The organism is Arcicella sp. GW458-12-2-14-TSB2 (assembly GCF_059423785.1).
Genome location: NZ_JBWKYN010000057.1, coordinates 17552 through 30384 on the forward strand (window position 1 = coordinate 17552; position 12833 = coordinate 30384).

A 12833-nucleotide genomic window follows, 5' to 3' on the forward strand; every position below is an offset into this window, starting at 1 on the left:
ATCCTAAAATCCTAAAGTCCTAAAGTCCTAAAGTCTTCCATCCAAAAAAAATCAATGCACCCTATCTCCTCTCATCTCAAGATTTTTCATGATTTCAGCTTCCATTTCAAGCCATTCGTTCCAGCGTTGCTTTACATAGCTTTCAGATAAATACTCCTTAGCAAGGTCGATAAAATTAACATAATGCCCTGCCTCTGAAATCATTAATTCATGGTAAAACTCTCTGAGACTTTCATCAGAAATTTCCAAAGAAAGTAACCTGAAACGTTCACAACTACGGGCTTCAATCAAGGCATTCATAAAAAGGCGTTCGCCTAGTTGTTCTTCCCTCGACCCTCCCCGTTTCATGCCTTCATATAATTGATGAACGTATAAATCCTTGCGAGGATTGCCCAGTGATAACCCACGTTTATCTAATTCTTTTATCACCATTCTGAAATGTGCCCATTCTTCCGAAACCACAGGCATCAATACTTCTCTGAGTTTTTCTTTTTCAGGAAACTGAATGATTAAAGAAATACATGATGAGGCTGCCTTTTGCTCGCAATAGGCGTGGTCTATTAATATCTCACCAATATTTTTCTCTGCAATATTTACCCAACGTGGGTCAGTTGGAAGTTTTAAGCCCAACATTGTTTTTGTAGCGTATTGTTTTTGTTCGTTTGTCATAATTTATAGGTTTCAGCATTCGGAATTGTCTATTGAGTGTTTTTTTCAATTCTGTAGCACGAGTTTTCAACTCGTGAGTAAATAATGTACGAGTTGAAAACTCGTGCTACATATCTAGCATCCTCTTAATCAAACAACAACCATTGCAACCCGAATCCAAAGGTTCTTCCCATTCCCAAAAAACCTGGGGCGGCATAATAGCCGTTGCCTAAAAGCCCTTGGGCGACATTTGCAAATTTCACAAACAAACGTACTCTGTTAATCCGCATATCTGCAAATATATCTGCTTGCACATAGCCATTTATCATTTGTTTATCTTGCAAATGAAATTGCTGAATAGCAGGCATATAAGCATCGGCATAATAGTTAGACTTATAATGAAGCTCTACACCTGTATGGATAAAAAGTTTCTTTTTGTAGAGTAAATCAAAGGCTAAACGAGTATTCGCAAAAATTTTCGGTATCCTGATTAAGTCTGGTCCAGTTGTCGTTGTTAAATACAATTGCCCTACTGTCGAGAATCTTCCCTTGTGAAAATCATACCCAAGCCCCGCTTTAAAAATAGCAATATCAGAGGTTGCTTGTTTTACGAAGGCTAAGGTATCGTAATAAATATAACTGTTAACCAAATTAATATCAACGCTTGGTCTCAGCGTCAGTTTCCCAAACTTAGGACTTGCCGAAGCATAAGCGTGGTAGGTTTGCATATTATTGCTAATACCACGGTAGGTCACGAAGGCATTGGTATTTTTGTCCCACCTAAAGCCATCATTAAAGGTTATTTGTTGTACTAAAGTAGGCGAGGTAGACATCGCTTTTCCTCCTAGTGTCAGCCATTTTCCCTGAAACTCAACATTCAATTTAAAATCACTACCTGTCAGTAAATACTCTACTTCTGCAAAAGCTCGGGTACTGTCCTTGAAATATTGGTTCAACCAAACTCCCAAAAAGTTTTCATTCCTATTGATGCTATAATTATACAAGGGGTTGCTAAAACTAAAGAATCGCTGACGCAAATGTAAACGATAATTGAATCCTTTGTAAAACCCTTTGATACCCGATTTATGCTCAAAAATACTGTATTGACTTTCGTTATATAGCGAATCCAGTTTCATTTTTTTTGTAACGCTAGTATCAGTAGTATAGCGATAGCCTTTTCCCAACGTATCATAAGCTATTGGGTAAAATCCGCTTGTCCAGTTGGCCACATAGTCAGGGTCTCTGAATTGTACTTTTCTAGTCTGATAATCTACCACTTGATACACCTGAAAAGCCTTGTATCCTACATATTCATGGTATAAATGCAGGTTATAAAACTTATCTCGCGTAGAGGCATTGTTTACAATAGCAGCATTATTACCTTGTTGTAATATCAAATCATAGCTTCTGCCTTGGGGCAACACGCCACCTTCGTCATTAGAATTATGGTCTGATAAATTGGCATAGGCGAGTAATTGGTACTTTTTGTTCTTAGTTTGATAATTAGTATGCAACATAAAGTCCCAGTGACCAATCGCATTTTTATTGGTTGAAGTAGAACTCGTCACCAATTGCTTATTCGTCACTATTCGCTGTAGATTGATACTAAAATTCCATAATGAATCTACGTTTCTACTAAATTCAAATTGTAGTAAATCTTGTTCATTACCGCCAGTTACATAGACCAAGTTGGTAAAAGGTGAGCGTGTATTGAAATACCTTACCTGATTGGGCTTAAAAGCATAAAGCGAATAAGCATCATAACCCAGCATAGTACCTATCTGTTCGGGTTGTTTAAAAAATATAGGACGAATGGCTGTACCAATATTGCCTAAATCTTGGTACAGGTTCCTATTACGCTGAACAAAATTAAAATTGTGCCCTTCACCGAGGGAAGTATCTATGGGGATAAGCTTTTTACGGTTATTGAAAACATCTTCCTCAAAAAAGTATTTAGTAGAAGTAGGTCCATAAATAACTTTTGTAGAGTCATCCACGCCTGCCCTACCAGTAGGACTTTTAGGCTTATCTGTTGTTTTTCCTTGCGGAAAATTATTTGTTGACGAATTTCCAGTACCAAAGGTTGAAGGAATTTGAGCCAATAAGACCTCCGAAAGCAGAAGTCCTAAGAAAGTCAGGATATATCTTTTAAAATTCACAATACAAAATTAAATAAAAAAGGCGAAAGAGGTTCAAGCACATCTACCAACTAAACATCATAAATTGCCAAAAAGCTTGAATAAGGCAATTTAAACTTTATTTTGTTGCCCTACATTCTTCTCAGGATTAAATCATCAAATAATTGATGGCTGTTGTTTAAGAAATAAATCTCGATTGGTAAATAAAACATCGAAATTGCCTTATTATCAAGGAAATCTTGAAACTTCACCATATCTTTTTCAGTCATTAAAATACTTTTTTCTGGGTCTTGAATATTATGAAACGTTTCTAGGATTAAGCTAAAATCTTTCTCATTAAAATGATGATGGTCTTTATAGATTAAATGTTCTACCACCTTAAAATTTTGCCTACAATAAGCCTCAAAAGGCTCAGGGCGTGCTATGCCCGACACCAACAAGACTGTTTTGTGACAAGCTCCTTGAATATTTTCATTGATTGCCTGTGGTGTACCATAACGTATCCCTGTAAAAAAAATAGGTGTTTGTGGTGATAAATAAGGCAAAATGTTTTCACTGATTTTTTGTTGTGCTACAACAGACAAATCGTCGGGACATTTACTGACGATCAAAATGTCTGCCCTGTTAGCCCCATGACGGCGTTCTCTGAGCCGTCCTATGGGAAATACATAGTCTTCGTAAATGGGTCGGTTATAATCCATCAATAATATATTTAATGATGGATTTACAGCCCTATGTTGAAAGGCATCGTCTAGCACTACTAGGTCTGTTTTAGGGAAAATCCTAAAAATATTTGTCAATGCCTTTGCTCTCTTTTCTCCAACAGTAACTTTTAGTACTTGATGAAATTTATGATAAAACTGCATCGGCTCGTCACCAATGGTCTCAGCCGTTGCCAACTCATCAGCTACGATAAACCCTTTGGTTTTTCGTCCGTAGCCTCTGCTAAGAATGACTATTGCAAAACGATGTTTTAACACTTTAATCAGGTATTCTACATGCGGTGTCTTACCTGTTCCTCCAACTGTTAAATTCCCAATATTGATAACAGGTTTTTCAAATTGGCTGACTTTAAAAAACAGATGATTGTCGTAACAGAAATTACGGCAATCGGTAATGAAACCATACAACCATGTAAAAGGAAAAAGAAAAAAACGCATAGATTTTTTGTTTTACCTCACCCTTCCTGCGACTAGGAATATTAAAACCATCATCCCTAGCGAGGGACTTAAGTCCCTCGCTAGGGATGGGTCGAGCAGTAAATGATGTTACAATATATTTACCTTTATAGTTGAAATTACCATCAAAAAAGGCGTAAAATTTGCCTTGTTCAGAAAAAATAAAAATTTTACACTGTAAAATTCATAAAGAGTTCTGACTTTTTACTAATTTCAAATCCCTTTTAAGATACTTTAACGAAGTACTTATCTCTCGGAAGGTCTATTCATAACCATTAATACACACACAATCAGACGATTAATTGTAAAATAATTGCTGAAATTTATTTATTTCGGCAAAATTCTTATTGCTAAATTCTTTAAAAACAATTGGGCTTACCAGAAAATGAGTCTTAAAGCTGTCTTTGCAAAATATACACTGAATTTTAATTTCGAGGCAGGAACGTCTCGAGGTGTGCTAACGCACAAAGATAGCTACTTCATTAAGATTTTTGACTCCGAAAATCCTACTGTTTTTGGTTTGGGCGAATGTTCACCTTTAAAAGGACTCAGCATCGACGACCGCCCAGATTTTGAATTACAACTACTCGGTATCTGCGAAAACTTCAATACCCTTGAATTAGAGGTGTACCCTTGGAACTTGAATATCATCCTAGAACAGGTACTCGAAAAATCATTTCCTTCGGTTGTTTTTGGTTTTGAAACTGCCATGCTCGATTTAATGAATGGTGGTAAACAAAAACCCTTCAACAATGGCTTTGCAAAGGCCGAACGTCAAATAGAAATCAATGGATTGGTTTGGATGGGGAGCAAGGATTTTATGCTTCGCCAAATAGACCAAAAGCTAGCGGCTGGCTATCATACCATCAAAATCAAAGTAGGCGCTATTGATTTTGATAAAGAATGTGAACTGCTGGAATACATCCGCAAACGCTATACAGCTGAACAAATCACCTTGAGGGTAGATGCCAATGGGGCTTTTTCGATAGACGAAGTACTGCCCAAGCTACAGCGTCTGGCTCAATATCAACTACATTCCATTGAGCAACCCATTCGTCATGGCAACGAAGATTTAATGGCTGAACTTTGTCAAGTTACGCCTATTCCAATTGCCCTAGATGAAGAACTAATCGGTGTAAGAGAATACACCGAAAAGTATAAGTTGCTCAAAAAAATAATGCCTCAATACATTATCTTAAAACCTACCTTAGTGGGCGGTTTTCAACAATGCCGAGAATGGATTGAAAATGCTAATCGATTAAAAATTGGGTGGTGGCTTACCTCTGCTTTAGAATCGAACGTAGGCTTGAATGCCATCACCCAATTTACTGCCGAATTCAACAATCCTTTGCCACAAGGCCTTGGTACGGGGCAATTGTACCATAATAATATTGCTTCGCCACTGGAAATTAGTAATGGCAAAATTCTGTATAATCCTCAACAGGCTTGGGATTTAGCCCCCCTTAGCTTTTTGGTTTAGGATTTTTTTGTGATAAATTTTTGTCGATAAATTTGAGATTCAACTAAGTACTTTGCAATTTTGTATTGCATATATCAATTACAAAATTTAATTCAATGAATATTCAGGAACTTGATAAAGAACTTCTTTCTTTGTTTGAAAAACGAATCGCTCTTAGTCAAATGGGTTATGATCACCGTGATTACGACGATGTAGAAGAAGCCCTTCACGATTTAGAAGATGATTTTAATGATAAATACGGTGATTTTTTAGAGAATATTCTTCAAGAAATTCATAAAGAATATTGCCCAGATTCAGACGTATTATTACCAACTGCTTATTTGGCTCGTTCATTCAAAGAAACTAGCGATGGTGGCATTGAAGTAGGTGCTGACGCTGGCGTAGAAGTTGAACTAGAAGAAAACCCAGTTGCTAATGCAAGATTAATGCTTTTGCCAAGCCCTACCAGAATTGTATTGGTAGTAGGCAAAAAGAAAAAAATTGTATGGTCAGCAGAGGCTGAATAAGAGTATCTAAAGTTATTACAAACATTTACCTCATTTAAAACGGTCGGTGACCGTACAACTTCCTCTCGTGCTGAGAAGTAAATTTTTGAGCTTTGGGAGCTCTTTCAAAGAGAGGGTTGGATATGAGGTTAACTTTGTTGAATAATTGAACCTAAAGGTCTCTGCGAAAGGTGTTGCGGAGACCTTTCTGATTTAGAAAAATCAACGTACCATTTAAACAAATTATTGATTTTCAGAACATCCTACAAATCGTTAAATTGCGTTAACAAATAATAGATTAAATGGAAAGTAAGTTTAGTGCCAATCTCAGAATCCTGAGAAAAAGAAATAAGTTGACATTAGAAGCATTGGGCAAGATACTGGATGTTAGTAAAAGTGCGTTGTCTGACTATGAAAATGGACATACTTTCCCTTCATTAGATGTTTGTGATGCCATTTGTAACTACTTTGGAATAAACCTGGATAATTTACAAAAACTAGATTTTGCGGTTACTTCTGCAGAGGAGCTACAACAAAACCTACTTATCCAATCCAGCAGTATTCAGAGAGAGTCTCCTAGTGATTTTAGTGACCGTAACAAACAGCTAGAGTTTCATAATAAATTACTACATCAGCAAATTGAAGGCCTAGAAGTACAGTTGCAGTTATTAAAACAATTACTCGATAGTAAATCATCTGTAATCACTTCCTTACAGATTCAGATTAAATTGCTTGAAGAAAAAATTAGGGGTTAAGCAAAAAAAAGGTTTAGAGAATCCTCTAAACCCAATTCACACCTTTCTTTAACCAGTTCAATGTTTTTTCTTCTTCTGAACCTTCCTCGGCTTTAAAATCATAAACCCATTGTGCCATAGGTGGCATCGACATCAGGATTGATTCCGTCCTTCCGTTGGTTTCTAGTCCAAATTTGGTTCCTCTGTCATGCACTAAATTAAATTCTACGTAACGTCCACGACGAAGCATCTGGAAAGTTTTCTCTTCTTCAGTAAAAGGTAAATCTTTGTTCTTTTGCATGAAATGGGTATAAATCGGTGCAAAAGATTCACCAATTGCCTTTACAAAAGCAAACAATTGCTCTTTATTACGGCTCTCGTTAGGCTTCTGATAATCAAAAAATATTCCTCCAATACCTCGTGTTTCATTTCTATGCGTATTAAAGAAATAATCATCCGCCCAAGTCTTGAATTTAGGATAGTAAGCCTCATTATGGTTGTCGCAAACATTCTTTAAATATTGATGAAACCAAACGGCATCTTCTTCTACTACATAATGTGGGGTAAGGTCTATGCCTCCGCCAAACCAATAGGTTCCGTTAGACATCTCAAAGTACCTCACATTCATGTGAATAATCGGTACTTTAGGGCTATGTGGATGTAATACAATCGATACGCCTGTCGCAAAAAAGTCGACTTTTTCCGTTAAACCCATCGAAGCCAACATTTTCTCGTGGAGGTCTCCCCAAACAGCCGAAAACATTACACCACCCTTTTCGATGACATTTCCTTGTTGAATTACTCTGCTACGTCCGCCACCGCCACCTTCACGTTGCCAGTTGTCTTCATGAAAAGTTGCTTTTCCATCGGCATTTTCCAAGGCAATACAAATCTGATTTTGTAATTCCTTAAAGTATTCCGAGATGCTTTCTTTTGTCATAGTTTTAATTTTTTAAATAAAAACCTTACCCTATCCCACACCTGCTTCAGAGAGAGAATAGGGTGAGGTTTCTTAATTCCTACTACTATCTACCTTAGCCTCCCCTTGTCTTATCGGTGCCAGTGAATCAGACCGTACACCATTACTATCAGCACTGGTTGAATCATTTACTGCTGCATATCTTGTCACACAATTGAATGTCTTGCCTACACGCTTAATATCCAGTTTTTCAAAAGGTACGGGATGATAAGCCTCGAGGGTTGGGTCTTTGATTACCTTAGACATATACCGCCCAAACAACGGCAGTGCCGTCTTGGAACCTTCCCCATACGCCCCACTCCTAAAGTGAATAGAGCGGTCATCACCTCCTACCCATGTACCAGTTACCAAATTACTGGTTAAACCCATATACCAACCATCAGAGTGGTTTGAGGTAGTACCCGTTTTACCTGCAAAACGTGATTTATAGCGGTCTTTACCATCAAATAAATCTTTGAACGACCAAAGGTTTTGCGAAGTACCCCCTTGTTCTTCAAGTCCTCCTTCTAGCATGTATCTCATCAACTGAGCAGATTCTTTTCTGATAGCTTGATGACGTTCAGGCTCAAAAGTATGAATCGTATTCCCGTTTCTATCTTGAATCTCAACTACTAGCATGGGTTGTGTGTACATTCCTTCGTTCAAGAAGCAACCATACGCACCGACCATTTCAAAGAGGGTAACATCATTTGACCCAAGCCCAATAGAAGGCACAGCCGCCAATGGACTTTTGATACCCATTTTATGGGCATAATACACGACGGAATCGGGGCCAACTTCGTTGGTAAGCCATGCCGCACACGAGTTGATTGAACGTGCCATGGCTCGCCTCAACGACATCGTCTGATAAGTAAATCTACCATCTGCATTATGTGGGCGCCATATTTTTTTCTCGCCTTTCTCTTCTACTTCTATTTCAAAAGGTTCATCCGTAATCTGCGAGCAAGGGGACATATCTTTAGGTCCATCAATGGCAGTAGTATATACAAAGGGCTTGAAAGTAGAACCCGGCTGACGGCGTCCTTGATTGACGTGGTCATACTTGAAATACTGAAAGTCTAGCCCACCTACCCACGCTTTGATGTGCCCAGTAAAAGGGTCCATACTCATCATACCAGCTTGTAAAAAGCGTTTATAGTACACAATAGAATCGTAGGCACTCATCGTCATTTGCTCTTCGCCCGACCCATTTCTTGAATATACCCACATTTTACGCTTTACATTTTTCATGTAATGCCAAATAGAATCTTGGTTGTTCTTGTATTTTACTGCCAACGATTTATAATAGCTTGTACGCTTGGCTACGGTATCGATAAAACCGGGAATCTCGTTTCCTTTTTCATCTGACCAAGGATTTTTACCTGCCCAGTGGTTATCAAAGGTTTTTTGCAAAACCCTCATTCCTTCTTGTAGGGACGATTCTGCATAGATTTGCATCCTTGAGTCTACAGTAGTAATAATTTTCAGACCATCTCTATACAAATCTAAATCTACATCACTTGTATCAGCCCATTCTTTCAAAGCCTTGGCTACTGCCGTTTTGAAATAATTACTAGTACCATCATAAGGCGACTCCTCATTAATTTTTAAAGTAATCGGCAATTTTGACAGGGAGTCGTAGTTCACTTTGGTTAAATAACCATACTTTAACATTTGCGACAATACAGTATTGCGTCTTTTCAGTGATTTTTCGTAATTTCTTCTTGGATTATATGTATTAGTAGCCTTCTGCATTCCTACTAACACCGCAGATTCTTGCACATTTAAGCTATCTGGCGACGTATTGAAATAGGTCTTGGCGGCTACTTTTATCCCATAAGAATTACTTCCAAAATCAACCGTATTCAGATACCATAGAATGATTTCTTCTTTGGTATAATATCTTTCAAGCTTAATAGCCGTTAACCACTCTTTGGTCTTTATGACGAATTTGCCCAACACAGGGACATATCCAAATAAGCCCTTCTTTGAAATACCTTGTTTTTTACGGGTTTTAAAAAGGTTTTTAGCTAATTGTTGCGTGATAGTACTTCCCCCTCCACGTTCGCTAGCACCTGTAACAATCCCTACAGCTACCCCAAATACGGCCCTAAAGTCAATTCCAGAATGTTGGTAAAAGCGGGCATCTTCAGTAGCCACCAATGCCTTTACTAAATAAGGAGAGAGGTCTTTATAGTTTTTAACAGGAGTACGGTTTTCTTGAAAGAACTTACCCATCAAAACATTATCTTCTGAGTAAATCTCTGATGACTGCGATAGTTTAGGGTTCTGTAATTCACCTACCGAAGGCATCTCGCCCGTTAGCCACAAAAAGTTTGTTTGGATACAAAAAAGGTAAAACGCACCTGCGAAGACCGTCCACGCAAAAGATTTCCAGAGAGTTTTTATCGGACGATAATAGGTAGACTCTTTATCGAAGCTATGTTTAAAATCTGAAAAATAAGCCTTAATGCTATCAAGGCGTTTGTAAAATGATTGTACTTTTTCTTCACCTAGTAATCCTACCAACAATTTATCTGTTTGAAGCCAAAGCCAATGCAGAGAATTCAATAGAGTTGCTTGAAGAATAACACTAAGATTTTGAATGATTTGTTTTATCTTGTTCATCACGCACTTATTTATCAAACTAAAATAGGTGACAATTTACGACAAAACTTTTAGATTAGGGAGTGAATTAAGATAGAAAATGAAAGCTTTAATGTTAAAAAATTGATTCATACACTAATAAGCGTATGAATCAACTTGATTATTTTTCTTGATTATTTTTTTTCAAATGCCAACGATAGCGAATTAATACTATAACGTTTTCCTGTTGGTTTAGGGCCATCGTCAAAAAGATACCCTAAGTGTGCCCCACATTTGCTACAGATTACTTCTTCGTGCGACAACCCTCCGCTATCATCCGAGACCACCAATACATTAGTATTACTTATCGGACTCCAGAAAGATGGCCAACCTGTGCCAGCTTCAAATTTAGTATTTGACGTAAAAATCTCTTGCTTACAACACACACAGTGATAAGTTCCTATCTGATGGTTATATACATACTTGCCCGAAAAAGCTTTTTCGGTTCCCTTCTTTCGAGTAATCCGGAATTGCTCAGGTGTTAATGCTTTCTTCCATGCTTCATCCGATTTCTCAATTTCAAACTTTTGAGGCATTTCCTCCTGTGTATAACCTTTGCAGGCCGCTGTAATAACAGCAATAAATAGTGATAATAGTAGATTTTTCATATTAAGATTGTATGTCCCCTGTCTCCAAAAGGGATTTGGTTTAATAAAACATGCCTAGGAGACCCTCAGCTACTCTATATTATCATATACGAAAAAAAAAGTATAAAAGTTTTTTTTATTTTATCTCCCTGATAATCAGCACTAGTTAATTGTTTGTTATTTTTTTTTGATATTTTTTTTACTTTAAAGTTGCACAAAAAGAAAGAAAGTACTAATTTTGCATCATCAAAAACGAAGAGAGTTGGCAGAGTGGTCGATTGCGGCAGTCTTGAAAACTGTTGACTGTAACAGGTCCGGGGGTTCGAATCCCTCACTCTCTACAAGGTCAAATTTTTTGTTATATTTGAGCAGAATCCTACCTCAAAAAGGTAGGATTTTTTGTTTTTAGGCATTTTCTAGCCTTTTCCCTGTCTTAAGCTCCTACAATTCAAAAGAAATATATCTCAGCCAAAAATATTCTGGTGGCAAAAGTGGTGGCACTTGTAAAACGTCTGGTGGCACTTTTCGGCATTAAACAAATAACTTTTTAGCAACAAGTGGATTTTTTTAGATTAAATGTTCAACACTTAATTTAATATCTACCACATGAAAAAAAAATCCTAGGACACCGTATGGAAATTCTATTTATGCGTCACAGTTGTAGCAATCCGTCCTACTCAAAAATTTACACCAAAATCAGTTACAATGGAGAAAGAATAGAGCTTGGTTCAACAAACATCAAGATTCTATCAGATAATTGGGATACTTTAAATAAAAGGATTAAAAATGATGACCCTTTAGCAAGTTTAAAAAATGAAACGCTTTCACAAATTGAATCGGACATCCACTTTGCTTACAATTTGTTAAAAAGAAAAAATGAACCTTTTGATGTTAAGAAATTAAAACAAACAATTTTGGATTTTGGGAAACCTCTTCCTGAAGAAAAAATTATAGTAGAACCGAGTTTTATCGAGGTAGCAGATGCTTGGCAAAAATTTGTGAAAGACCCTGAATTGTACGGAAAAAAATTAAGTTTGGGTTCTTTAACAAAATATAGAAATGTAAGGGATAGTTTACTTAATTTTTTCCTATATAAGAAAGCTCCTAAATTAACAATTTCAGAATTTACTCCTACTTACTTAAAGTCCTTTAGGTTTTGGATGGAAACCCATGAAAAATATGCTCCGCTAACTGTGCACAAGAGATGTCAAGTAGTCAAACAAATTGCAACTTGGGGGGCAAATAATGTAGATGGCTGCCACATTAATCCTATTGCTGACATAACATTTATTGAACCAGAGGCTGATGATTTTATTTACCTTTCCGAATTTCAGTTTCAACAACTTAAAAATCACAAATTTAGAACACAAGCTAAACAAGAAGTAGCAGATTTATTTATCATTTTTTGTAAGACGGGCTTTCACTATGCTGATTTAATTGAAATAATAAAGACTGCTAAAGATGAAAAGGTTAAAGAAAAGCACTACAAATTAGGTATCGATGGAAAAATGTGGATTTACAAATCCAGAATTAAAACAAAAGTAGTTGCTAAAGTACCGTATTTTGCCGAGGTAGAAGAAATTCTAAATAAGTACGATGGATGGGCCAACTTACCTATAAAATCAAATGCGACAATGAATGATCATCTTAAACTTATCGCAGCAGAATTAGAATTTCCTGAAATGCTTGTCCAAAAAATTAGTATTAAAGCTGGTAGAAAAACCCTAGTCGATTGGTTATTGAATGACAAAGGTTGGAGTACAGACGGTGTTATGGTTTTACTAGGAATTAAAAACCTTAGATATTTAAGTAAGTATGGAAAAGCTGATGAAAGAAGGGTTGTAATTGAAATTCAGAAAAGTAAGAAGTATATGGCTTTCTTAGAAGCTCAGGAACAAGAGAATTTGAAACTATCTAATATAAGTGGTATATTTTCAAATATGGGACAGTAAATTAATAACATTAAAAATCCTTAATAT

The 12833-nt window shown here is 36.8% G+C and carries 10 protein-coding genes and 1 tRNA gene; 5 read left to right on the top strand and 6 right to left on the bottom strand.

Going from position 1 to position 12833, the window contains the following annotated elements; genetic code table 11:
• Positions 1-51: 51 nt before the first annotated feature.
• The 3 genes from AC07XN_RS10340 to lpxK all read right to left on the bottom strand — a co-directional run bounded on the left by AC07XN_RS10340 (position 52) and on the right by lpxK (position 3946).
• Positions 52-669 carry a MiaE family protein gene (locus AC07XN_RS10340; protein WP_492803190.1) on the bottom strand — a complete coding sequence of 206 codons (618 nt, stop codon included), beginning with the start codon at positions 667-669 and terminating at the stop codon, positions 52-54.
• 125 nt (positions 670-794) lie between these two features.
• Complete coding sequence (locus AC07XN_RS10345; RefSeq protein ID WP_494743006.1) at positions 795-2807, bottom strand: putative porin; 2013 nt, start codon at positions 2805-2807, stop codon at positions 795-797.
• Positions 2808-2917: 110 nt separating this feature from the next.
• Positions 2918-3946 carry a tetraacyldisaccharide 4'-kinase gene (gene lpxK / locus AC07XN_RS10350; RefSeq protein ID WP_494743007.1) on the bottom strand — a complete coding sequence of 343 codons (1029 nt, stop codon included), beginning with the start codon at positions 3944-3946 and terminating at the stop codon, positions 2918-2920.
• A 403-nt stretch (positions 3947-4349) separates the two neighbouring features.
• Here lpxK and AC07XN_RS10355 point away from each other — a divergent pair, with 403 nt between their 5' ends.
• From AC07XN_RS10355 to AC07XN_RS10365, 3 genes are all read left to right on the top strand, one after another.
• Complete coding sequence (locus tag AC07XN_RS10355; protein WP_494743012.1) at positions 4350-5444, top strand: o-succinylbenzoate synthase; 1095 nt, start codon at positions 4350-4352, stop codon at positions 5442-5444.
• A 95-nt stretch (positions 5445-5539) separates the two neighbouring features.
• Positions 5540-5950 carry a hypothetical protein gene (locus tag AC07XN_RS10360; RefSeq protein ID WP_309921394.1) on the top strand — a complete coding sequence of 137 codons (411 nt, stop codon included), beginning with the start codon at positions 5540-5542 and terminating at the stop codon, positions 5948-5950.
• A 281-nt stretch (positions 5951-6231) separates the two neighbouring features.
• Positions 6232-6684 (top strand): helix-turn-helix transcriptional regulator, encoded by a 453-nt coding sequence (locus AC07XN_RS10365; protein WP_494743008.1) that lies wholly within the window; start codon positions 6232-6234, stop codon positions 6682-6684.
• Positions 6685-6709: 25 nt separating this feature from the next.
• Here the strand turns inward: AC07XN_RS10365 and hemF are convergent, their stop codons facing one another.
• The 3 genes from hemF to msrB form a co-directional block, all read right to left on the bottom strand.
• Complete coding sequence (hemF, locus tag AC07XN_RS10370) at positions 6710-7603, bottom strand: oxygen-dependent coproporphyrinogen oxidase (RefSeq protein WP_494743009.1); 894 nt, start codon at positions 7601-7603, stop codon at positions 6710-6712.
• A gap of 72 nt (positions 7604-7675) precedes the next feature.
• Positions 7676-10249, bottom strand: a complete 2574-nt coding sequence (locus AC07XN_RS10375; RefSeq protein WP_494743010.1) for a penicillin-binding protein 1A — start codon at positions 10247-10249, stop codon at positions 7676-7678.
• Positions 10250-10401: 152 nt separating this feature from the next.
• Positions 10402-10875, bottom strand: coding sequence for a peptide-methionine (R)-S-oxide reductase MsrB (gene msrB, locus AC07XN_RS10380; RefSeq protein WP_309921406.1), 474 nt, complete (start codon positions 10873-10875; stop codon positions 10402-10404).
• Between the two features lie 235 nt (positions 10876-11110).
• Between msrB and AC07XN_RS10385 the strand changes: the two genes are divergently transcribed.
• Positions 11111-11195 (top strand) — tRNA-Ser (locus AC07XN_RS10385).
• Between the two features lie 291 nt (positions 11196-11486).
• On the top strand, positions 11487-12806 hold the full coding sequence (locus AC07XN_RS10390) for a phage integrase SAM-like domain-containing protein (protein WP_494743011.1): 1320 nt from the start codon (positions 11487-11489) through the stop codon (positions 12804-12806).
• Positions 12807-12833 lie beyond the last annotated feature (27 nt).

Bases quoted from the DNA above. Each gene is read 5' to 3' on its own strand.
- msrB (WP_309921406.1), bottom strand. From the start codon at position 10,875: ATGAAAAATCTACTATTATCACTATTTATTGCTGTTATTACAGCGGCC.
- AC07XN_RS10365 (WP_494743008.1), top strand. From the start codon at position 6,232: ATGGAAAGTAAGTTTAGTGCCAATCTCAGAATCCTGAGAAAAAGAAAT.
- AC07XN_RS10360 (WP_309921394.1), top strand. From the start codon at position 5,540: ATGAATATTCAGGAACTTGATAAAGAACTTCTTTCTTTGTTTGAAAAA.
- AC07XN_RS10340 (WP_492803190.1), bottom strand. From the start codon at position 669: ATGACAAACGAACAAAAACAATACGCTACAAAAACAATGTTGGGCTTA.
- lpxK (WP_494743007.1), bottom strand. From the start codon at position 3,946: ATGCGTTTTTTTCTTTTTCCTTTTACATGGTTGTATGGTTTCATTACC.
- hemF (WP_494743009.1), bottom strand. From the start codon at position 7,603: ATGACAAAAGAAAGCATCTCGGAATACTTTAAGGAATTACAAAATCAG.
- AC07XN_RS10375 (WP_494743010.1), bottom strand. From the start codon at position 10,249: ATGAACAAGATAAAACAAATCATTCAAAATCTTAGTGTTATTCTTCAA.
- AC07XN_RS10355 (WP_494743012.1), top strand. From the start codon at position 4,350: ATGAGTCTTAAAGCTGTCTTTGCAAAATATACACTGAATTTTAATTTC.
- AC07XN_RS10390 (WP_494743011.1), top strand. From the start codon at position 11,487: ATGGAAATTCTATTTATGCGTCACAGTTGTAGCAATCCGTCCTACTCA.